Annotated in this window: 16 protein-coding genes and 1 riboswitch; of the genes, 12 read left to right on the top strand and 4 right to left on the bottom strand. The window is 66.3% G+C overall.

Annotated elements, in window-relative coordinates; translation table 11 throughout:
• Window positions 1-7: 7 nt before the first annotated feature.
• Together A5686_RS20525 and A5686_RS20520 are read right to left on the bottom strand one after the other, a co-directional pair.
• Window positions 8-2,692 (bottom strand): adenylate/guanylate cyclase domain-containing protein, encoded by a 2,685-nt coding sequence (locus A5686_RS20525; protein WP_067938082.1) that lies wholly within the window; start codon window positions 2,690-2,692, stop codon window positions 8-10.
• A gap of 84 nt (window positions 2,693-2,776) precedes the next feature.
• Window positions 2,777-4,696, bottom strand: a complete 1,920-nt coding sequence (locus A5686_RS20520; RefSeq protein WP_067938080.1) for an ABC transporter ATP-binding protein/permease — start codon at window positions 4,694-4,696, stop codon at window positions 2,777-2,779.
• A gap of 92 nt (window positions 4,697-4,788) precedes the next feature.
• On the opposite strand from A5686_RS20520, the gene A5686_RS20515 reads away from it, so the two are divergent.
• The 12 genes from A5686_RS20515 (at window position 4,789) to gcvP (ending at window position 18,476) form a co-directional block, all read left to right on the top strand.
• Window positions 4,789-6,432, top strand: a complete 1,644-nt coding sequence (locus A5686_RS20515) for an acetolactate synthase (protein WP_067938078.1) — start codon at window positions 4,789-4,791, stop codon at window positions 6,430-6,432.
• A gap of 88 nt (window positions 6,433-6,520) precedes the next feature.
• Window positions 6,521-8,851, top strand: a complete 2,331-nt coding sequence (secA2, locus tag A5686_RS20510; protein WP_067938076.1) for an accessory Sec system translocase SecA2 — start codon at window positions 6,521-6,523, stop codon at window positions 8,849-8,851.
• Window positions 8,852-8,997: 146 nt separating this feature from the next.
• Window positions 8,998-9,627 carry a CDP-alcohol phosphatidyltransferase family protein gene (locus A5686_RS20505; protein WP_067938074.1) on the top strand — a complete coding sequence of 210 codons (630 nt, stop codon included), beginning with the start codon at window positions 8,998-9,000 and terminating at the stop codon, window positions 9,625-9,627.
• The gene (locus A5686_RS20500) at window positions 9,620-10,546 is read left to right on the top strand and encodes a DUF881 domain-containing protein (protein WP_067938072.1); all 927 of its coding nucleotides are present in this window, start codon (window positions 9,620-9,622) and stop codon (window positions 10,544-10,546) included. Before A5686_RS20505 ends, A5686_RS20500 begins: the two co-directional genes overlap by 8 nt.
• Window positions 10,547-10,601: 55 nt before the next feature.
• Window positions 10,602-10,934 carry a small basic family protein gene (locus A5686_RS20495; RefSeq protein WP_064950365.1) on the top strand — a complete coding sequence of 111 codons (333 nt, stop codon included), beginning with the start codon at window positions 10,602-10,604 and terminating at the stop codon, window positions 10,932-10,934.
• Window positions 10,935-10,950: 16 nt separating this feature from the next.
• The gene (locus A5686_RS20490; protein WP_156750156.1) at window positions 10,951-11,850 is read left to right on the top strand and encodes a DUF881 domain-containing protein; all 900 of its coding nucleotides are present in this window, start codon (window positions 10,951-10,953) and stop codon (window positions 11,848-11,850) included.
• Window positions 11,851-11,878: 28 nt separating this feature from the next.
• The gene (gcvH, locus tag A5686_RS20485; RefSeq protein WP_067938070.1) at window positions 11,879-12,277 is read left to right on the top strand and encodes a glycine cleavage system protein GcvH; all 399 of its coding nucleotides are present in this window, start codon (window positions 11,879-11,881) and stop codon (window positions 12,275-12,277) included.
• 295 nt (window positions 12,278-12,572) lie between these two features.
• Entirely contained in the window at window positions 12,573-13,046 is a 474-nt protein-coding gene (garA, locus tag A5686_RS20480) for a glycogen accumulation regulator GarA (protein WP_369829731.1), read from the top strand.
• Window positions 13,046-13,798 carry a MerR family transcriptional regulator gene (locus tag A5686_RS20475; protein WP_067938066.1) on the top strand — a complete coding sequence of 251 codons (753 nt, stop codon included), beginning with the start codon at window positions 13,046-13,048 and terminating at the stop codon, window positions 13,796-13,798. The genes garA and A5686_RS20475 overlap by 1 nt, the downstream gene beginning before the upstream one ends.
• Window positions 13,799-13,912: 114 nt before the next feature.
• Window positions 13,913-14,407: a bifunctional nuclease family protein gene (locus A5686_RS20470; protein WP_007771374.1), complete on the top strand. Its 495-nt coding sequence runs from the start codon at window positions 13,913-13,915 to the stop codon at window positions 14,405-14,407.
• A 278-nt stretch (window positions 14,408-14,685) separates the two neighbouring features.
• The gene (locus tag A5686_RS20465) at window positions 14,686-15,315 is read left to right on the top strand and encodes a MerR family transcriptional regulator (protein ID WP_067938064.1); all 630 of its coding nucleotides are present in this window, start codon (window positions 14,686-14,688) and stop codon (window positions 15,313-15,315) included.
• Window positions 15,316-15,366: 51 nt separating this feature from the next.
• Window positions 15,367-15,464, top strand: a riboswitch (glycine riboswitch).
• 168 nt (window positions 15,465-15,632) lie between these two features.
• A complete protein-coding gene (gcvP, locus tag A5686_RS20460) occupies window positions 15,633-18,476 on the top strand; it encodes an aminomethyl-transferring glycine dehydrogenase (RefSeq protein ID WP_067938062.1) in 2,844 nt (947 codons plus the stop codon).
• Here the strand turns inward: gcvP and A5686_RS20455 are convergent, their stop codons facing one another.
• On the bottom strand, window positions 18,477-20,579 hold the full coding sequence (locus A5686_RS20455; RefSeq protein WP_067938061.1) for a substrate-binding domain-containing protein: 2,103 nt from the start codon (window positions 20,577-20,579) through the stop codon (window positions 18,477-18,479).
• Between the two features lie 100 nt (window positions 20,580-20,679).
• The gene (locus A5686_RS20450) at window positions 20,680-22,875 is read right to left on the bottom strand and encodes a malate synthase G (RefSeq protein ID WP_067938060.1); all 2,196 of its coding nucleotides are present in this window, start codon (window positions 22,873-22,875) and stop codon (window positions 20,680-20,682) included.
• Window positions 22,876-22,922 lie beyond the last annotated feature (47 nt).

Raw genomic sequence — 22,922 nt, 5'->3', positions numbered from 1 at the left:
CAAGTTTTCAGCCGGTGCGTTCGAGTTCTGTTCGGGTCCGGTCGATTTCGCGGTAAGCGTAGTTCGCCATTTGCGCGGTAGTCATCCGTGCTCCGGACTGCGTCAGGGATTCGTACGCATCCGCACCGAGCGCACTGGCCAGGTGGGCCATCACGGTCCGGATTTCGGGAAAACTTGCGACGGTGACGGGCCCGAAAGCGAAACCTGCGATGGTGGCCGCCGCCTCGTAACGTTCGATTCTGTCGAAGAACGCCGCGAGCAAAGCCAGCGGTGTGCTGATCATTGTCGTGTTGCCCGCCTCGTGGTGATTATGGACGGCCAACCTGAAGTAATCAAGCGCCGCCATTGGGTCACCGTATTTCGACTCGACGCGGCACAGAACGGCGGCGGTGTGAGTCTCACTGGTGCGGTTGCCGGACTCTTGCGAGAGGGCCAGCCCGCGACGCAAGGCCGCCAAAGCGCGTGAGGCCTCGATGTCGCGGAGGGCGAACCCCTCGGCGAGCAGCGCGTAGCAGAGCGCCGCGGGATTGCGGGTGGCTTCGGCAGCATTGACAAGGTCGTCGACGATCGTCGCGGCCTCCTCGCTGGGGCCCCTGATGGTCAGCGCCATCACCAGGCAGCTCCTGGTGAGGGTGTGGGTGTCGCGATTTCGTGCCAGCTGAGCTCGACACAATTCGACTGACCGTTCGGGGCGTCCGCTGGCCGTGTACGCGCCAGAGGGCCAGCCCTCTAAGCCGAACGGAAGGCGGGTGCGGTCACCGCTGAGCATGTCGACAGCAGGGTCGGCATAGCGAAGTGCGTCGTCGACCCGCCCGGCCATATAACAGTTCGAGGCCAGCACGTACAGGAACGCGAGCTGGGAATGGTCGGCTGCCCGGCCTGATTCGATGAGTTCTTCGACCCACGCGGTCGGTTCCATTTTGATGACCATGAAGCCAAGGAAGGCCGCCGAGGTGGCAATGGCGACGGCATCGTCGAGGTCGTCGTGATCGGCCGCCCAGCGAAACGCGGCGCGCAGATTCGCCAGCTCCGCCTCGAACCACTCGTAGGCTGCCCGCTGTTCCGGGCTGTCCCACACGGCTAAAGCGTCGCTTCCACGCCGGGCGAAGTGGCGCACATGGGCTTCCCGCACAGCCGCGGCCTCGCCGCGGGCGACGAGTTGCTCCTCGGCGAACTCTCGAATGGTCTCCAACATCGAATAGCGCGTCCGGCCTGCGACTCGATCAACCACAAGTAGGGACTTACGGACTAAGGAATCCAGCAGATCCAGGGTTGCATAATCGTCGACGAACTGTGGTCGGGTGAATTTCGTTATTGCGCAGGCGCTTTGCAGATCGAACCCGCCGGCGAACACGGAACAGCGTTCCAGCAGCGCCTTTTCCTCCTCCCCGAGATGGTCATAGGACCACGCCACGGCGTGGCGCAATGTCTGGTGGCGACTCAGGCCCCGCCGCGATCCAACGAGCAACCGGAATCGGTCATCGAGCCGATCGCGCAGCTCGACGGGGGTCATTGACGTCATTCGCGAGGCCGCCAGTTCGATGGCCAGCGGGATGCCGTCCAGACGGCGACAGATCTCGACGATCGCGGCTTCGTCGTCCGCGCCCTTCGCCGCGAAATAAGACGAAACCTGTTGGGCGCGTTGCACAAACAATATTGCGGCCGAAGAGTCGATGCCTGCCGCGACATCCAGCGACGAGACCGAGTGCACTTGCTCGTCGGCGACCTCCAGCCGCTCGCGGCTCGTCGCTAGGATCCGCACGCTCGCCGAGCGGGCGAGGATGGCTTCCACCAGGTCGGCGGCCGCGTCGCGCAGATGTTCGCAGTTGTCGAACACCAACAGTCGCAGCCTGCCCTCCAGAGCGACGGCCACGCTCTCGGCCACCGTCTTCCCGGCCTGTTGGGTGACGCCCAGCACCGCGGCAACCGCATCGGGCACCGCCGCGGGATCGGTGACCGTCGCGAGTTCGAAAAACCAAACACCGTCGGGAAATTCATCGGCCAGGCGCGTTGAGACCTCAAGCGCCAACCGGGTCTTACCGACCCCACCCACGCCGACAAGAGTCACCAATCGATGGATCTTCAGTGCCGATTGCACCTGCTCGACCTCGGTTTCACGGCCGATCAGACCGGTCAGCGGGGGGCGCAGATTGCCCGGGCCGATGTCGGCTGTCCGCAACGGCGGGAAGTCGGCGCGCAGACCCGGGGCCCGAACCTGAAACACACCGACCGGAGTGGGTAGATCCCGCAACCGGCGCGGGCCCAGATCAAGCAGATCGACGCCGCTCACGAAACCCGCCGTCGAGTCCGCCAGCAGAATTTGCCCGCCGTGCCCCGCGCCCATGACTCGTGCCGCGCGATTGAGCACGGCGCCGAAATAGTCGGCGTCGCGCAACTCGGCTTCGCCGGTGGCTAATCCCATCCGCACCGGTAATTCAAGTGAGCGCTGAGCGGCGACCGCCGCATCGACCGCCGAGTTCGGCGAGGCGAATGCCGCACAGACACCATCGCCGGTGTGCTTGAACAACTGGCCCCCATGTGACTCGATCGCCTGGCGTAGCACCTGGTCATGTCGCGTGAGCGCGGACCGCATCCCGTCGGCGTCGGCCTCCCACCGACGAGTCGACCCCTCGATGTCGGTGAACAGAAACGTCACGATTCCGGAAGACGGACCCACCGGTTCAGCGGACACGCAAGCAGAATGCCACAGCAAACGCCGCCCGGCATCGAAGATCGCCGCAATCGAGCGGGCCTCGATTGCCGCAACCGATTGGCGCTATACCGGTGCCGGTTCCTTGTCGACCGGGCCCAACTGCCAGGGGCCGCCACCGAGCAGGTGCAGCTGCTGCTCGTGGTGCTGCTCGACGGTGGGCCGGTGGCTGACGCTGACCATGACGCATTCCGGCAGCTCGGCCCGAACCAATTGATACAGCGCGAATTCCAGGCCCTCGTCCAGCGCGGAGGTGGCCTCGTCGAGGAAGACCGCCTTCGGTTTGGTGAGCAGGATACGCGCAAAGGCGACCCGCTGCTGCTCGCCGGGGGAGAGCACCTTGGCCCAATCATGGTCTTCATCCAGCCGGTTGATCAGCGGCGCCAGCGCCACTTTGGTGAGTACGTCATGCAGCAGCTCATCGGGAATGTCGTCCGGCGAATTCGGATAGGCGACCACGGTGCGCAGGTTGCCGAGCGGCACATACGGCAGCTGCGACAGGAACATCGTCGCGTTGTCACCGTCCGGGCGGCATAAAGTTCCCGAGGCGTACGGCCACAGTTCGGCCAGGCTGCGCAACAGCGTCGTCTTGCCGGAGCCGGAGCGGCCGGTGATCACCAGGGTGTCGCCGTGGTCGAGCTGGACATCCAGCGAGTCGACCAGTTGGTCGCCCTCCGGCGTGCGCACCTCGATGCCGCGTAGCTCAACCGTGGTCTCTTCGCTGGGTTTGACAAGAATGGTTGGCAGCGCGCGGCCCTTGCTGTTGGCGTCCACCAGCCCGTGCAATCGGATGATCGCCGCCCGGAAGGCCGCGAACGCGTCATAGTTGTTGCGGAAGAACGACAGTGAGTCGTGAATGTTGCCGAATGCGGTCGCCGTCTGACCTACATCCCCGAAATCGATCTTGCCGGCGAACAGCCGCGGCGCTTGAATCACCCACGGCAGAGGGACAATTGCCTGTGACACCGACCAGTTCCACCCGTTGAAAATGATGGTCCGTCGGACGAAATTGCGGTAGTTGCCGATGATCGGCGTGAAGCGCTGCCACAGCTGCGCCCGCTCGACCCGCTCGCCGCGGTAGAAGCCGACCGCCTCTGCGGCGTCCCGCAACCTCACCAGCGCGTAACGAAATGCCGCATTAAGCTTTTCATTGTTGAAGCTCAGCCGAATCAGCGGGCGCCCAAGCCAAACCGCAACGACGGTCGCGATCAGCACGTAGACCAGAACCGTCCAGAACATCGCGCGCGGCAACACCACGCCAAACAGATTCAGGTCCCCGGATAGCTGCCACAGGATCGCGGCGAACGAGATCACCGAGGCCACCGCGTTGACCGCTCCGAACAGCAACGTGCTTCCCGTCCCGTTTGACGGGATGTTGGGGGTGCCGCCGGCATTGGCGGTGAAGATGTCGATGTCCTGCTGGATGCGCTGGTCAGGGTTGTCGATGGTGTTGTCGATGAAAAGATCTCGGTAGTAGGCCCGGCCCTCCAGCCAGTCGTCGGTGAGGTTGGAGGTCAACCACATGCGCCAGGCGATGATGAACCGCTGCGTCAGATAGACGTCGGCCGCGAACCGGATGACGTAAAGGACCGCCAACACGCTGAAGATCGCAAGTGACATCCAAAAGCCATGTACCCCGGACTGTTTGACGGTGTCGTCATCGGCGGCCATGCCCTGGACCGCCTTCTGCACCCCGGTATACAAGTCGTTGCCCTGGTAGCTGAGCAGCACCACCAATCGCACCGACAACAACACCGACAACAGCAACACACCAAGCATCAGCCACACCTTGATGCTCTCCGAGCCGACGAAGTAGCCGCGAGTGATCCGCCAAAACTGCCGGCCCCATGGCGTGAGATAGCGGAACGCCAGTAGGACCCCGAACAGACAGACAGCGCCGATCAGCCACGCTATGGCGATCCACCGCAACGAATCAATGGGTGCCGCCGACCAGTTGATCGAAGGCTTGAAGGGCTTCGGACCCATCGTCGAGTCTCCTTACCGTCGAGGTGGTCAATCACTCCTCAACTTCAAATCCTTCGGCGAAGGTACCCGACGGATCTGGATAGGCTGCGGTCATGACTACCGACGCCGTCCCCGCACAAACATTGCACGCCGGCCGGCTTGTCGCGCGGCGCCTGCGGGCCAGCGGCGTCGACACCGTGTTCACGCTATCCGGCGGCCACCTGTTTTCCATCTACGACGGGTGCCGCGACGAGGGCATCCGGCTGGTCGATACGCGCCACGAGCAGACCGCGACGTTCGCGGCCGAGGGCTGGTCGAAGGTGACGCGATCGCCGGGCGTGGCCGCGCTGACCGCGGGGCCAGGCGTCACCAACGGGATGAGCGCAATGGCGGCGGCACAGCAGAACCAGTCGCCGCTGTTGGTACTGGGGGGCCGGGCGCCGGCGCAGCGCTGGGGGATGGGCTCGTTGCAGGAGATCGACCACGTGCCGTTCGTGGCGCCGCTGGCCCGCTTCGCCGCCACCGCACAGTCGGCGGACGAGGCCGGGCGGCTCGTCGACGACGCGCTGCGCGCGGCGGTCGGTGCGCCGTCGGGCGTGGGTTTCGTGGACTTCCCGATGGATCACGTGTTCTCCATGTCCGACGATGACGGCCGGCCCGGCGCCCTCGTCGACCTGGCACCGGGGCCCGCCCCCGACGGCGAGGACCTGAGCCGGGCCGCCGCCCTGCTGTCCGCGGCCAAGCGGCCGGTGATCATGGCGGGCACCAACGTGTGGTGGGGGCACGGCGAAGCGGCCCTGCTCCGCCTTGCCGAAGAACTCCAGATCCCGGTGCTGATGAACGGGATGGCCCGCGGCGCCGTTCCCGCCGATCACCCATTAGCGTTCTCCCGGGTTCGCGGAAAAGCGTTGGGGGAGGCCGATGTTGCGCTGATCATCGGCGTGCCCATGGACTTCCGCCTCGGCTTCGGCGCGGTGTTCGGGGCCCAAACCCAGCTCATCGTGGTGGACCGAGCAGAACCCGAACGGCCCCACCCCCGGCCGGTGCAGGCCGAGCTCTACGGCGACCTGTTGACGATTCTCGCGGCGCTGGCCCCCGCCACGGGCAGCGACCATCAAGGCTGGATCGGCGAACTGCGAACCGCCGAGACCGCGTCGCGCGCCAAGGAGAAGGCCGAGCTCGCCGACGACCGCACCCCACTGCACCCGATGCGGGTGTACGCGGAACTGGCACCCATGCTGGATCGCGACGCCATCGTCGTGATCGACGCCGGTGATTTCGGGTCGTACGCCGGACGTGTGATCGACAGCTATCACCCGGGTTGCTGGCTGGACAGCGGCCCGTTCGGCTGCCTGGGTTCGGGCCCCGGCTATGCGCTGGCCGCCAAGCTGGCCCGCCCGGACCGCCAGGTGGTGCTGCTGCAGGGCGACGGCGCATTCGGCTTCAGCGGCATGGAATGGGACACCCTGGTTCGGCACAAGGTCCCGGTCGTGTCCGTGATTGGCAACAACGGAATCTGGGGTCTGGAAAAACACCCCATGGAGGCCTTGTACGGCTATTCGGTGGTGGCGGAGCTGCGCCCGGGCACGCGCTACGACGAGGTGGCGTGCGCGCTGGGCGGACACGGAGAACTGGTCGCCGCGCCCGCCGAGCTGCGGCCCGCGCTGGAGCGCGCCTTCGCCAGCGGGCTGCCCGCCGTCGTGAATGTGCTCACCGATCCCGCAGTCGCCTATCCACGCCGCTCCAACCTCGCGTGATGAGGTACCTCCGCATCACGCCGCGGCGCGGCCTGCGTCGCGGGCGAGTGATCTGAGTACGCGGGGACTCACCGCGTACCGTTGACCTGTGCCTAAGACGACCCGCACTCAACCCGGCCGGCTGAGCAGCCGTTTTTGGAAGCTGCTCGGTGCCAGCACCGAAAAGGACCGCAACCGCTCTCTCACCCAGGTCACCGACTCCGCGGAGTACGACGACGAGGCGGCCGGCCTGACCGACGAACAGCTACGCAAGGCGGCCGGGCTGCTCAATCTCGATGACCTCGCGGATTCCGAGGACATCCCGCAATTCCTTGCCATCGCCCGGGAGGCGGGCGAAAGATCGACCGCCCTGCGTCCATTCGATGTGCAGCTGCTCGGGGCATTACGCATGCTGGCGGGCGACGTCATCGAGATGGCCACCGGTGAGGGCAAGACGCTCGCGGGCGCGATCGCAGCGGCCGGGTACGCGCTGGCCGGGCGGCACGTGCACGTCGTGACCATCAACGACTACCTGGCCCGTCGTGACGCAGAATGGATGGGACCGGCCATCGAGGCCATGGGCCTGACCGTCGGCTGGATCACCGCCGAGTCCACCAACGAGGAACGCCGGGCCGCGTACGGCTGCGACGTCACCTACGCGTCGGTCAACGAGATCGGCTTCGACGTGCTCCGCGACCAACTGGTGACCGACGTCGCCGACCTGGTATCGCCCAATCCCGATGTGGCCCTGATCGACGAGGCCGACTCGGTGCTGGTCGACGAGGCGCTGGTGCCGCTGGTGCTGGCCGGAACCACCCACCGGGAGACGCCGCGGCCCGAGATCATCGAGCTGGCCGGCCAGCTCGAGGCCGGCACCGATTACGACACCGACGCCGACAGCCGCAATGTCCACCTGACCGAGGTCGGCGCCCGCAAGGTCGAGAAGGCGCTCGGCGGAATCGACCTGTACTCCGAAGAACACGTCGCCACCACCCTGACCGAGATCAATGTCGCGCTGCACGCGCACGTGCTGCTGCAGCGCGATGTGCACTACATCGTCCGCGACGACGCGGTGCACCTGATCAATGCCGCGCGCGGCCGCATCGCGCAGCTGCAGCGCTGGCCCGACGGGCTGCAGGCCGCCGTCGAGGCCAAGGAGGGCATCGAGACCACCGAAACCGGTGAGGTGCTCGACACCATCACGGTGCAGGCGCTGATCAACCGCTACGCGACCGTGTGCGGCATGACCGGCACCGCGCTGGCCGCAGGCGAGCAGCTGCGCCAGTTCTACAAGCTCGGAGTTTCACCGATTCCGCCGAACGAGCCCAACATCCGTGAAGACGAGTCCGACCGCGTCTACATCACCGCTGCGGCCAAGAACGACGCGATCGTCGCGCACATCGTCGAGGTGAACGAGACGGGGCAGCCGGTGCTGGTGGGCACCCGCGACGTGGCCGAATCCGAGGACCTGCACGAGCGGCTGCTACGCCGCGGCGTACCCGCGGTGGTGCTGAACGCCAAAAACGACGCCGAGGAGGCCCAGGTGATCGCCGAGGCCGGCAAGTTCGGCGCCGTCACCGTCTCGACCCAGATGGCCGGGCGCGGTACCGACATCCGCCTCGGCGGCTCCGACGAAGCCGACCACGACCGGGTCGCCGAGCTCGGTGGGCTGCACGTCGTCGGGACCGGGCGGCACCACACCGAGCGTCTGGACAACCAGCTGCGCGGCCGCGCCGGGCGGCAGGGCGACCCGGGATCGTCGGTGTTCTTCTCGAGTTGGGAAGACGACGTGGTCGCCGCCAACCTCGACCACAACAAGCTGCCGATGGAAACCGACGAGGACGGCAAGATCGTCAGCGCCAAGGCCGCGGGCCTGCTCGACCACGCCCAGCGCGTGGCGGAGGGCCGCATGCTGGACGTGCACGCGAACACCTGGCGCTACAACCAGTTGATCGCCCAGCAGCGAGCCATCATCGTCGACCGGCGTAACACGTTGCTGCGCAACCCAACCGCGCGTGAGGAACTCGCCGAGCTGGCGCCCAAGCGCTACAAGGAGCTGGCCGAGACCGAAGGAATCTCCGAAGAGCGCCTGGAGATCATCTGCCGGCAGATCATGCTCTATCACCTCGACCGCGGCTGGGCCGATCACCTGGCGTACCTGGCCGACATCCGGGAGAGCATTCATTTGCGGGCGCTGGGTCGGCAAAACCCGCTGGACGAATTTCATCGGTTGGCGGTCGACGCGTTCGCGTCGCTGGCCGCGGACGCGATCGAGGCGGCCCAGCAGACGTTCGAAACCGCGAACGTGCTCGAGGAGGAGCCCGGACTGGACCTGTCCAAGCTGGCGCGGCCGACGTCGACGTGGACCTACATGGTCAACGACAACCCGCTGTCGGACGACACGTTGTCCACCCTGAGCCTGCCCGGGGTGTTCCGCTGAGCGCAGTCACGCCGGCGCGCGGCCGGCCGCGTTCGAGCTCGAGTGTGCGCCCAGCCGGGCGTTCGGTGTTCGGCTACGGCTGACTGCGCTGCTCCTCAGCGGTCCGTCGTGCGGACCGCATCGTCGCCGGGTTAAGGTCACGGCTCATGGAGCCGGTGCTACCGCCCAACCGCGTGCTGACGGTGCCCAACGTGCTCAGCGCTGTCCGCCTGGCGCTGATCCCGGTGTTCGTCTACGTCCTGGTGGTCGCGCACGCCAACGGATGGGCGGTCGCGATTCTGATGTTCAGCGGCGCCTCGGACTGGGCCGACGGCAAGATCGCCCGGCTGCTCAATCAATCCTCACGGCTGGGGGTGCTGCTTGACCCGGCCGTCGACCGCCTCTACATGATCGCGGTGCCCGTCGTGCTGGCCTTCGGCGGGATCGTGCCGTGGTGGTTCGTCATCGTCCTGCTCGCGCGCGACGGTCTGTTGGCTACCACACTGCCCCTGCTGTGGAGTCGCGGGTTGTCCGCGTTGCCGGTGACCTACATCGGCAAGGCCGCGACGTTCGCGTTGATGTCCGGCTTTCCGCTGGTGCTGCTGGGCACCTGGGACGCGCTCTGGAGCCGCGTGATCGGGGCCTGCGGTTGGGCCTTTTTGATCTGGGGTATGTACGCCTACCTGTGGGCGTTCGTGCAGTACGCGGTGCAGATGATTCTCGTGCTGCGACGCATGCCCAAGGTCGACCGCGATTCTCGGCCGTCGGCGTCGGCGAAGGTGGCTGACCATGGCTGACGTGGACCGTCTGCTCGGCGGTTACGACCCCAACGCCGGCCATGGCGCTCATGTGGCGTCGCGTCCCAAGCAGATCCCCGTGCCGTCGCTGTTGCGCGCGCTGCTGTCCGAGCACCTGGACCCCGGATATGCCGCGGCGGCGGCCAAACGGAGCACTGGCGACGCGCCACGCAGCGGACGCCGGCGAGTGTTCGGTTGGCTCTGGCAGGCCGCGGCGGCACTGCTGATCGCGACGGTTTTCGCCGCCGCGGTCGCGCAGGCCCGCTCGGTGGCGCCCGGGGTGCGCTCCGCGCAGCAGCTGCTCTTGGGCCATGTGAGGTCGACGGAAAGCTCCGCGGCCAAGCTGAATAAGCGCCGTAGCGAGCTCGCGACACGCGTCGACGACGTGCAGCGCCACGCCCTGGCCGAAGACGCCCAGGGACAGCGGCTATTGAAACGGCTTGACGCGCTCAGCCTGGCGGCCGCCAGCACGGCGATCATCGGGCCGGGCCTGAAGGTGACAGTCACCGATCCCGGTGCCAGTCCGAACCTTTCCGACGTGTCGAAGCAGCGGGTCAACGGCAGTAGGCAAATCATCCTGGACCGTGATCTGCAGCTGCTGGTCAACTCGTTGTGGGCGAGTGGTGCCGAGGCCATTTCCGTGGGCGGTGTGCGGATCGGGCCGAACGTGACCATTCGGCAAGCCGGCGGCGCGATCCTCGTCGACAACAACCCGACAAGCAGTCCGTACACAGTCCTGGCGATCGGGCCGCCACGCGCCATGCGCGATGTCTTCGACAACAGTCCCGGAATGCAGCGACTGAGGTTGCTGCAGATCTCCTACGGTGTCGTCGTTACGGTGGATGCCGCCGACGGACTAACGCTTCCTGCCGGATCGATCCGGGATGTCAAGTTCGCCAAGCAGATTGGGCCACAGTGAGAAAAGTCCTCGACAGACACATCCCCCGGTGTGAGACGCGGACGGGAAACCAAGCATGATCGGTATCGCAGCACTGGCGATCGGCATCGTGCTCGGCCTGGTTTTTCACCCCGCGGTGCCAGAAGTAGTCCAGCCCTACCTGCCGATCGCGGTGGTCGCGGCGCTGGACGCGGTGTTCGGCGGGTTACGTGCCTATCTGGAACGGATTTTCGATCCGAAGGTCTTCGTCGTTTCCTTCGTGTTCAACGTCTTTGTTGCCGCGCTGATCGTCTATGTCGGCGATCAGCTGGGCGTGGGGACGCAGCTGTCCACCGCCATCATCGTCGTGCTGGGTATCCGCATCTTCGGCAATGCCGCCGCCCTGCGCCGTAGGCTGTTCGGGGCGTAACGCAGTCGAGGTGAACGTGAGCCAGGATCCGCAAGACCGCGCCGCCGGCCAACGCGCCGCCGGCGGTCAAAGTGCTGACGGGCCAACCGGGCCCGGTGACGCCGGAACCGCTGCGCCGCCGGAACCGGGCGCGCCGCGCGGCCGCCACGAACTTGCCGCGAAAAGCCCGCGTCCCGAAATCGGCCCGGTGCACCGCACCGGGCTATCCGGCATGGCGCTCGGCGGTCGGTCCCGGATGGCCTTCGGGACGCTGGCCGCCATGCTCTGCCTGCTGCTCGGCCTGGCCATCGTCACCCAGGTGCGCCAGACCGAGTCGGGTGACTCACTCGAGACGGCCCGCCCCGCAGACCTTCTAGTGCTGCTGGATTCGTTGCGACAACGCGAAGGCACGCTCAACACCGAGGTGAACGAACTGCAGAACACGCTGAATTTGTTGCAGGCGTCCGGAAACAACGACCAGGCCGCGATTCGATCCGCGCAGTCCAGGCTGGCGGCGCTGTCCATTCTGGTCGGAGCAGTCGGCGCCACCGGGCCCGGCGTTACCGTCACCATCGACGACCCCGGGCCCGGAGTTTCGCCCGAGGCGATGCTCGACGTGATCAATGAGCTGCGGGCTGCCGGCGCCGAGGCCATCGAAGTCAACGACGCGCACCAATCGGTGCGAGTAGGTGTCGACACGTGGGTCGTGGGTATGCCTGGGTCGCTGACGATCGACTCCAAAACACTGTCGCCGTCGTATTCGATTCTGGCGATTGGCGATCCACCCACCCTCGCCGCGGCCATGAACATTCCCGGTGGTGCGCAGGACACTGTCAAGCGTGTCGGTGCGCGAATGTCCGTCCAGCAGGCCGACCGGTTGGACGTGACCACCTTGCGACAACCAAAACCACACCAATACGCTCAGCCCGTCAAGTGAGCACCGCCCAAACAGAACAGGATCTCCCGTGAGCGATATCCCACCCGATCTGCGCTACACCGCTGAACACGAATGGGTTCGCCGCAGCGGGGATGACACCGTGCGAGTGGGCATCACCGATTTCGCGCAGTCCGCGTTGGGCGATGTCGTCTTCGTTCAACTGCCCGACGTGGGCGACGAATTGACCGCAGGCGAATCCTTCGGTGAGGTCGAGTCCACGAAATCGGTGTCCGACCTATACGCGCCGGTGTCCGGCAAGGTTTCTGCGGTCAACAGCGATCTGGACGGCAGTCCGCAACTGGTGAACTCCGACCCGTACGGCGCCGGCTGGCTGCTGGATGTGCAGGTATCCGACGTCGGCGAATTGGAGTCGACGATTTCTTCGCTGCTGGACGCCGAGGCCTACCGCGGAACCCTGACCGAATGACGGTTGCTAATGTCCCTGCAGCCCCGCCCGGCGAGCGAGCGGTGCACCCAGGGTACGCGGGGGAGTCGATGTTTCGGATCGTCAGGTGGTGGGCGCATTGCAAGCCCGTGCGCGGTACCGTCGACAGATCGACCTTTGAACACCTTCGAAGACCCTGAAAAACATCTGAAAGACACTTGCAAGTAGAAGACGGCAGTAAACGGCATTCCGGGCGAAGAATCCCGGTGCGAAAGCCGGCCGAGCGGCCCGGGCAGACAACGCCACAGCAGCCAGTGAGGAGCAGCGCGTGACGGACATGGACTCAGGAAATCAGCAAGACCAGAATTCGGACGAAGTCACGGTAGAGACGACTTCTGTCTTCCGTGCCGACTTCCTCAACGAGCTGGACGCTCCCGCACAAGCGGGAACCGAGAGTGCGGTGTCCGGAGTCGAGGGACTCCCCGCCGGCTCGGCGTTGCTGGTCGTCAAGCGGGGACCGAACGCGGGCTCTCGCTTTTTGCTGGACCAACCGACCACGTCCGCCGGCCGGCACCCCGACAGCGACATTTTCCTCGACGACGTCACCGTCAGCCGCCGGCACGCCGAATTCAGGTTGGAAAACGACGAATTCAGCGTGGTCGACGTTGGTAGTCTCAACGGCACCTACGTCAACCGTGAGCCCGTGGACTCCGCGGTGCTTGCCAACGGTGACGAGGTGCAGATCGGCAAGTTCCGCTTGGTGTTTCTGACCGGACCCAAGCAGGGTGAGGATGGAGGATCTTCAGGCTAGTGAGCGCACCCGATAGCTCGGCACTGGCCGGGATGTCGATTGGGGCGGTCCTGGAACTGCTGAGGCCGGACTTCCCCGATGTCACCATCTCCAAGATCCGCTTCCTGGAGGCCGAGGGGCTGGTGACGCCGCAGCGGGCCGCGTCGGGGTATCGAAGGTTCACCGCGTACGACTGCGCACGGTTGCGGTTCATCCTTACCGCGCAACGCGATCACTACCTGCCGCTGAAGGTCATCAGGGCGCAATTGGACGCCCAACCCGACGGCGAACTGCCGCCCGTCCGAACGTCTTATTCCGCCCCGCGCCTGGTATCCGTGGCGGGAACCGGGGAGGCCGCTGGGGTGGATGCGGGCTCCGACACCTCGGCGGTGACCCCCACCCACGTCCGGCTGAGCCGCGAAGAACTGCTGAACCGCGCGGGCGTCAAGGACGACCTGCTGACCGCGCTACTCAAAGCCGGAGTCATCACCACCGGACCCGCCGGTTTCTTCGACGAGCATGCGGTCGTCATCCTGCAATGTGCGCGGGCGCTGTCGGATTACGGTGTCGAACCGCGACATTTGCGCGCTTTCCGCTCGGCCGCCGATCGGCAGTCGGACCTGATCGCGCAAATCGCCGGACCGGTAGTCAAGGCCGGCAAGGCCGGCGCACGCGATCGCGCCGACGATTTGGCCCGCGAAGTCGCGGCGCTCGCCATCACGTTGCACACGTCGTTGATCAAATCCGCCGTTCGCGACGTACTGGATCGCTGAGGACTAGACTTCGGTCGACAGCTTGGTTTTCGGCAGCAGCGCGGAACTTTGAACCTCGCCGTCCCTGGCGATCACCAAGCCGACCGGCGCCACTAATGCGGAGGGCAGACACAAATGGGTGAAGTTCGTGTTGTCGGCATTCGCGTCGAGCAGCCGCAGAACCAGCCGGTGCTGTTACTGCGCGAAACGAACGGTGATCGTTACCTTCCGATCTGGATCGGTCAGTCGGAGGCCGCGGCCATCGCGCTCGAGCAGCAAGGCGTTGAGCCCCCGCGCCCGTTGACGCACGATCTGATCAGGGATGTCATTGCCGCGCTTGGGCATTCGCTGAAAGAGGTGCGGATCGTTGATCTGCAAGAGGGCACTTTCTACGCTGACCTGGTTTTCGACCGCAACATCACCGTGTCGGCCCGTCCGTCCGACTCGGTCGCGATCGCACTACGTGTCGGCGTTCCGATCTATGTCGAAGAAGGCGTGCTCGCCCAAGCCGGCCTTTTGATCCCCGATGAGAGTGACGAGGAAGGTGGCACCGCGGTCCGGGAGGACGAGGTGGAGAAGTTCAAAGAATTTCTCGATAGCGTGTCTCCCGACGATTTCAAAGCCACCTAACGAAAACCTGCCTCGACCAGCACTTGGGAACCGCGGGGCGGCTGGTCTAGCCTGAAAAGCGACATCACGGATCCATCTCGAACCACGCCACGATGTCGACACGCTGACGGATAGCCCGCCCACTTGGCCCCGCGGCGGCCATACTTTGTTCGCGACTACAGGCGCGGCGGCTATCGGAAAGCGTAAGCTCTACTAGCACTCGGGCCTGAGCAAACGTGGCTGCACTGCAGCCAGGGACGCAGCTAACGACGAGAGCGCGATCGCGGAGAGGAACCACCGTGAGCGAGCAGCCACGCCAAGAGCAGGTCAACCTAGCTGAGAGCGGCAGCCCGGCGACCAGTGACCGCGGTGTCTCCGTGGCCAGCGCGCCCGTGCAGCCCGGGCTTTTCCCGGACGACTCCGTGCCCGACGAGCTGGTCGGCTACCGCGGTCCGAGTGCCTGCCAAATTGCCGGCATCACCTACCGGCAGCTGGACTACTGGGCGCGCACCTCGCTGGTGGTGCCGTCGATCCGTAGCGCGGCGGGCTCCGGCAGCCAGCGGCTCTATTCGTTCAAGGACATCCTGGTCCTCAAAATCGTCAAACGGCTGCTCGACACCGGAATCTCGTTGCACAACATCCGCGTCGCGGTCGATCATCTGCGTCAGCGTGGCGTCCAGGATCTGGCCAACATCACCCTGTTCTCCGACGGCACCACCGTCTACGAGTGCACGTCGGCCGAAGAGGTCGTCGATTTGTTGCAGGGCGGGCAGGGCGTCTTCGGCATCGCCGTGTCGGGCGCCATGCGCGAGCTGACCGGCGTCATCGCGGACTTCCCCGGCGAAAGAGCCGACGGCGGCGAGTCGATCGCCGAGCCCGAGGACGAACTGGCGTCCCGGCGCAAGCACCGCGACCGCAAGATCGGCTGACGGCGCGCCCGCGACCGGGCCGTACGCGGCCGGGTAAACTGGGCTGCGCATCGCAATCGAGCGGGAGAGTTTCGTGGCTGCCAGCCACGGACGCCGAAGGAGCAACACCTCTCCGTCAACCTCTCAGGCACCCGGACCGCACGAAATCATGATGCCTCTGGAAAGCGGTGTGGACCCCTGTGGCCCGCACCCGCCGATGGGGAAAGGCGCGCACGCGGCATCGCGCGCCGAATCTCTCAGGCGCCCGGCGAACGGGTGAAGACAGAGGGGGAGGGCCGCTAGTCCTCTGCCTTGATATGTCTTACTCAGGAGTTCCAGTGTCCGATCAATTCACTTTCGCGGCTCGGCACATCGGCCCGGACAGCCAAGCCGTCGCCGCCATGCTCGCCGTCATCGGTGTGGACTCGCTGGACGAGCTTGCCGCCAAGGCGGTTCCCGCCGGCATCCTGGACCGGCTGACCGGCCGTGGCGCCGCGCCCGGTCTCGACCGGCTGCCGCCGCCCGCCAGCGAAGCCGAAGCGCTGGCCGAGCTGCGATCGCTGGCCGAGGCCAACACGGTGGCCGTGTCCATGATCGGGCAGGGCTACTACGACACGCTCACGCCGCCGGTGTTGCTGCGCAACATCTTGGAGAACCCGGCCTGGTACACCGCCTACACTCCGTACCAGCCGGAGATCAGCCAGGGCCGGCTCGAGGCGCTGCTGAATTTCCAGACGATGGTCGCGGACCTGACCGGCCTCGAGGTCGCCAACGCCTCGATGCTCGACGAGGGCACCGCGGCGGCGGAGGCCATGACGCTGATGCATCGCGCGGCGCGCGGGAAGGCCCACCGGCTGGCGGTGGACGCCGACACCTTCGCCCAGACCGCGGCCATCCTGGCCACGCGGGCCAAGCCCCTGGGCATCGAGATCGTCACCGCCGACCTGCGCAGTGGTCTTCCGGACCTGCCCGACGGAGGCGACTTCTTCGGCGTCATCGCCCAGCTGCCCGGGGCCAGTGGCCGGGTCACCGACTGGTCGAACCTGGTGGAGCAGGCGCACGACCGGGGTGCGCTAGTCGCCATCGGCGCCGACCTGCTCGCCATGACGCTGCTAACGCCTCCCGGTGAGATCGGTGCCGACGTCGCCTTCGGCAGCACCCAAAGATTCGGCGTGCCAATGGGATTCGGTGGGCCACACGCCGGCTACCTGGCGGTGCACGCCAACCATGCGCGTCAGCTGCCGGGCCGGCTGGTCGGTGTGTCGCTGGACGCCGACGGGTCGCCGGCCTACCGGCTGGCGTTGCAGACGCGCGAGCAGCACATCCGCCGCGACAAGGCGACCAGCAACATCTGTACCGCGCAGGTGCTGCTGGCGGTGATGGCCGCGATGTATGCCAGCTACCACGGCGCCGAGGGGCTGACCGCGATGGCACGCCGCGTGCACGGCCACGCCGAGGTGATCGCAGGCGCCCTTGGTGATGCGTTGGTGCACGACAAGTACTTCGACACCGTGCTGGCCCGGGTCCCCGGGCGCGCCGACGAGGTGATCGCCGCGGCCAAGGCCGCCGGCATCAACCTGTGGCGGGTCGACGACGACCACGTGTCGGTGGCCTGCGACGAGACCACCACCGATGAGCACGTCGCCGCGGTGCTCGCGGCCTTCAAGCTAAACGCCACTGGGCAGGTGGGCGGCGGTGCGGGCATCATCACCCGCACATCGGAGTTTCTCACCCATCCCGCGTTCACCCAGTACCGCACCGAGACCGCGATGATGCGCTACCTGCGCACGCTGGCTGACAAAGATATTGCCTTGGACCGCAGCATGATTCCACTTGGATCCTGCACCATGAAGCTGAACGCCGCCGCGGAGATGGAACCGATCACCTGGCCGGAGTTCGCCCGCCAGCATCCGTTCGCGCCGGCGTCGGACACCCCGGGCCTGCGGCGTCTGATCGCCGACCTGGAGTCCTGGCTGGTGCAGATCACCGGTTACGACGCCGTCTCGCTGCAACCCAACGCCGGCTCGCAGGGCGAATACGCCGGGCTGCTGGCCATTCACGATTACCACGCCAGCCGCGGGGAACCGCACCGCGACATCTGCCTCATCCCGTCCAGTGCGCACGGCACCAATGCCGCGTCGGCGGCGCTGGCCGGGATGCGGGTCGTCGTCGTGGCCTGCCGCGCCAATGGCGACGTGGACCTAAACGACCTGCGCGCCAAAGTCAGCGAGCACCGCGACCGTCTGTCGACGCTGATGATCACGTATCCGTCCACACACGGCGTCTACGAGCACGACATTGCCGAGATCTGTGCGGCGGTGCACGACGCCGGGGGCCAGGTCTACATCGACGGTGCCAACCTCAACGCGCTGGTCGGGCTGGCGCGTCCGGGCGAGTTCGGCGGCGATGTCAGCCATCTGAACCTGCACAAGACATTCTGCATTCCGCACGGCGGCGGCGGGCCCGGCGTCGGGCCGGTGGCGGTGCGCTCGCATCTGGCACCGTTCCTGCCGGGGCACCCGCACGCCGCCGAGCTGCCGCCGGGGCATCCGGTGTCGGCGGCGCCCTACGGGTCGGCGTCGATCCTGCCGATCAGCTGGGCCTACATCCGGATGATGGGTGCCGAGGGCCTGCGTGCGGCTTCGCTGACCGCGATCACCTCGGCCAATTACATCGCCCGCCGCCTCGACGAGTACTTCCCGGTGCTTTACACCGGCGAGAACGGGATGGTCGCCCACGAATGCATCCTGGACCTTCGTGGAATCACAAAGTCCACCGGTGTCACCGTCGACGACGTGGCAAAGCGATTGGCGGACTATGGTTTTCATGCGCCGACCATGAGTTTCCCGGTGGCCGGCACGCTGATGGTGGAGCCCACCGAGAGCGAGACCCTGACCGAGGTCGACGCCTTCTGCGACGCCATGATCGCCATCCGCGGCGAGATCGACCGGGTGGGCGCGGGGGAGTGGCCCGCCGACGACAACCCGTTGCGGGGCGCACCGCACACGGCCGAGTGCCTGGTGATCGGCGACTGGGACCACCCCTACACCCGGGAGCAGGCCGCCTATCCGCTGGGCAAGGAGTTCCGGCCCAAGGTCTGGCCGCCGGTGCGCCGCATCGACGGCGCCTACGGCGATCGCAATCTGGTCTGCTCGTGCCCGCCGGTAGAGGCGTTCGCCTGATCAGCTCAGAAAGGTGTTCACCGCCGAAGCGAGGTCGGGGGACGCCGACGTCGTGAGGTTCTGATAGCTACCGCCACTGAGCTGGGACACCGCCTCCCAGGTCGCCCGGTCCGGGTCCGCTCCGAAATTGATGACATTCACCGCGATGGGTTTGGCCGGATCAGCACTCTTACGGATGAAGTCCTGCAGCCCCGGCCCGTCCAGCGTCTGGTCGGTGTGTGGCCCCGCGGTGATCACTAAGATCGAATTCGTCTGGCCCGCATGATAATTGGTCTGCATATCCTGATAGAGCATTCGCAGCGTAGTGAATGACACCGCCCCGCCGTTCGACGAGTACTGCTTGTCCAGCGCCGCGGCCAACGCCGCCGAACGCGGCTGGCCGTTGACGGCGTCGGACAACGGCCCGCCCGCCACCTCCGAGCGGCCCTCGTGGCCGTCGAACGTCCACAGTCCCACCACCGCGGTGGCGGGCAGCGATTTGATCTTGTCCTGCAGCGCGCCGACCACGTTGGCCAGCCGGGATTTTCCGCCTTCCTGTGCCGGCATCGACTGGTCGAGCATGATCGTCGTGGCCTGTCCGGTCGACGGGCTGGCCATCGCCTCGGCGAGGGTGGCCCGCATCGGCTCATCACCCACCGAAAGCGCGGGCGGCAGCGCCGGGAAATTCGTGACCGGACTACCGGGCGGTGTGACTCCGCTGACGCGGAAGCCGGCCTTCGCCAGCTTGGCCAGCTGGTCTGATTTGTGCATGAATCGCGAGAACTCGCTGGCCGCCGACGCCTGTTCCCTGCTCAGCCACGAACCGCTGAGCAGCACCGTGGGGTAGTCGGCCACCGCCGCGGACCCTGGTGGAAGCCAGAATGCCAAGGTGCCCTTGGCGTCTGGCAACGATTGGCCACGTTGGAACAGCTGTTGTTCGGTGGTCACCACCGCGTGCACCGGCGCGGTTGCCGGGTCACCGGGCTTCAGCAGCGTGTTCATCGCCTCGGTCAGGGAGTTGTCGGCCAGCTTGGGTTGTGCGCTCAACAGGCTGCGCACCGCGCCGGTGCCCTGGGTCGCCGGCGCACCGGGCGGCACCGAGGCGGCCGCCACCGCCTCTCCGGCCAGAAACGATGCGTCCCCGTTGCCGTTCATCGGCAGCGCCATGCGCAGCGAGCCCCACGCGGGTAAGTTCAACCCGGCCAACGCATTCGGGTTGGTTTGCAGGCCGGGCAGCGCCGCCCAGTTCTGATTGGACAGGGCCGGCGCGAGTTCAGGGCGGATGGCCAGCACCACCGGCGAGGTGACCAGCGAATGGCTCTCGGTGACCGTCTTTTGGGCCGTCGCCCCGGTGAGGCGTGCGGCCGAGATCGAACTGGCCGGAATCCACAGCGCAGGCTGGCCGCCCAGTTCCGCGGGCCACTTGCCGATGAATCCGTTGAGCACCGCGTCGGAGTTGGCCGGCTTGACGCTTACCACCACGCAGCGGTCGCCGATCGGCCCGGCGGATTTATTGTAGGTTTCCGCGAACTGCTGAACGGAATCGGCGATCGACGGGTCGGCGACGACTGCCACCGTCTCCTGGCCGCCCACACAGCGGCCGGCCGCCGTGTGCGAACGCTTGGACAACGCGTCACCGAAGAAGCTCCACAGAATCACCGCACCCACCACGACGACCACCGCGACCAGTGCCACGATCACGCCGATGCTGACGCCGCGTCGCCCGCCCTCGCTGCGATGACCGCCCCGCCAATCGCCGAGCCCGCGATGCCCGCCGCGGAAGAGCGACGGCTGTGCGGCCGGCGGCTCCGGAGTCGAGGGGGCGGCCTGCCGCGACGGAAACTCCGGGTAGTCATCGGCGGAGTCGTCTACGAATGAATCCTCGGCGGCGTAGAGATCATCGTCCGCCGCGAAACCCGCGTGCTCGGGATGGCGACGCTCGTCGGAGTAGTCACCCTCGTCGGAGTAGTCACCCTCGTCGGAGTAGGGGCGGGCTGTTTCGTCGTCGCCGGCATTCCCATGGCGACGCCCTACCTCTTCACCTCGAGATGGCTCATCGACAACGTCGTCGCGAGATGGCTCGTCGAGGGAGTCGCCAGGGTCGGGCGCACTGTGCCTACCCATACCAGTGCCCGCGGCCTTTCCGTCGATCCATCGTTGACTCGGCGCCGATATTAGTCATCGACGGCACCATTACACGTTCCTACCCGATTTGAGCTCAGGCTCAATTCGATTGCGCGGCCTGTGCCTTGGCTTCACGCCGACGGCGATGCAGGATCGGCTCGGTGTAACCGTTGGGTTGCTGCGTTCCGGTCAGGATCAGATCCTGCGCGGCGAGGAAGGCCAGGCTGTCGTCGAAGTTCGGCGCCATCGGCAGGTACGCCGCATCCTTGGCGTTCTGCTCGTCGACCAGTGGGGCCATCCGCTCCAGGCTGGCGCGCACATCCTGGTCGGTGATCACGCCGTGGCGCAGCCAGTTGGCCAGCAGCTGGCTCGAAATGCGCAGCGTGGCACGGTCTTCCATCAGTGCCACGTCGTGAATGTCGGGCACCTTCGAACACCCGACGCCCTGCGCGACCCAGCGCACCACGTAGCCCAGGATGGACTGGCAGTTGTTGTCGACCTCTTCACGGATCTCCTCGGGCGCCCAGGCCAGTTCCTTGGCCAGCGGGATGGTCAGCAGCTCTTCGATCGTGGTGCGCTTCTTGCCGGCGAGCTCCTCCTGCACGGCGCCCACGTCCACGTAGTGGTAGTGCATCGCGTGCAGGGTGGCCGCCGTCGGCGAGGGCACCCACGCGGTGGTCGCGCCCGCCTTCGGTTGGCCGATCTTCTGCTCGACCATGTCGGCCATCAGCTCGGTCATCGCCCACATGCCCTTACCGATCTGGGCCTTGCCCTTGAAGCCGGCCGCCAGGCCGATGTCGACGTTGGCGTCCTCGTAGGCCTTGATCCACGTGGTGCTCTTCATCGCACCTTTGCGGATCATCGGCCCGGCCTCCATCGACGTGTGGATCTCGTCGCCGGTGCGGTCCAGGAAGCCGGTGTTGATGAACACGACACGGTCGGCCGCGGCCTTGATGCAGGCCTTGAGGTTGACCGTGGTGCGCCGTTCCTCGTCCATGATGCCGACCTTGAGGGTGCCCTGGGGCAGGCCGAGGACGTCTTCGACGCGGCTGAACAGCTCGCAGGTGTAGGCGACCTCGTCGGGTCCGTGCATCTTGGGCTTGACGATGTAGATGGACCCGGTGCGGCTGTTGGCCAGCGGGCCGTTCGCGTCACCTGTCTTGAGGCCGTGGATCGCGGTCACGCCCGTGAACAGCGCATCCATGATGCCTTCGAACACCTCGTTACCCTCGGCGTCGACGATCGCGTCATTGGTCATCAGGTGACCGACGTTGCGGACGAACAGCAGGCTGCGGCCGGGCAGCGTCAGCTCGCCCTCGCCGTCGGGTGTGCGGTAGGTGCGGTCCTCGTTGAGAACCCGGGTGAAGGTCTTGCCGTCCTTGGAGACCTCTTCGGACAGATCGCCCTTGTTCAGACCGAGCCAGTTGCGGTAGCCGAGCACCTTGTCGTCGGCGTCGACGGCGGCCACCGAGTCCTCGAAGTCCATGATCGTGGTGACGGCCGATTCCAGGACCACGTCTTTGATTCCCGCGGAGTCCGTCTTGCCGATCGGTGAGTCCGGATCGATCAGGATCTCGATGTGCAAGCCGTGGTTGGCCAGCAACACCGACCAGTCAGGGGAACCGAGTTCGCCGGTGTAGCCGGCGAACTGCGCCGCATCGGCCAGACCGACGGAGCCGTCGGCGGTCGCGATTTTGAGCTGTCCGTCTTCGACGGCGAGCCCCGTAGCGTCGGCCCACGATCCGGATTCCAGCGGCACGGCCTGGTCGAGGAATTTGCGCGCGTAGGCGATCACCTTGTCGCCGCGAACCTTGTTGTAGCTCGTCCCCTTCTCGGCGCCGTCGCTCTCCGGGATGACGTCGGTGCCATAGAGGGCGTCGTAGAGCGAGCCCCACCGGGCATTGGCGGCGTTCAGCGCGAACCGGGCGTTGAGCACCGGCACCACCAGCTGCGGGCCGGCGGTCGTGGTGATCTCGTCGTCCACACCCGAGGTCGTGATGGTGAAGTCCGGGGGCTCCGGTAGCAGGTAACCGATTTCGATGAGGAATTCGCGGTACGCCTCGATGTCAAGCGGCTCGATGACACGCTGCCGGTGCCACTTGTCGATCTGCGCCTGCAGTTCGTCCCGCCTGCGCAGCAAGTCCTGGTTCTTGGGCGTGAGGTCGGTGACCACCTTGTCGACGCCCGCCCAGAAACTGTCGGGGTCGATGTCGGTGCCGGGCAAGGCCTCGTTGTTCACGAAGTCGTAGAGCACTCGGGCGACGCGCAAGTTCCCCGCCGACACGCGATCAGTCATGATTCTCCTCCATCATGGGCCGCACTGGACCGTCGTCGGGCCAGATT

The organism is Mycobacterium sp. E2479 (assembly GCF_001667925.1).
In the GTDB taxonomy this organism is placed as follows: Bacteria; Actinomycetota; Actinomycetes; order Mycobacteriales; family Mycobacteriaceae; genus Mycobacterium.
This window is presented reverse-complemented; position numbering and strand designations above follow the sequence as displayed.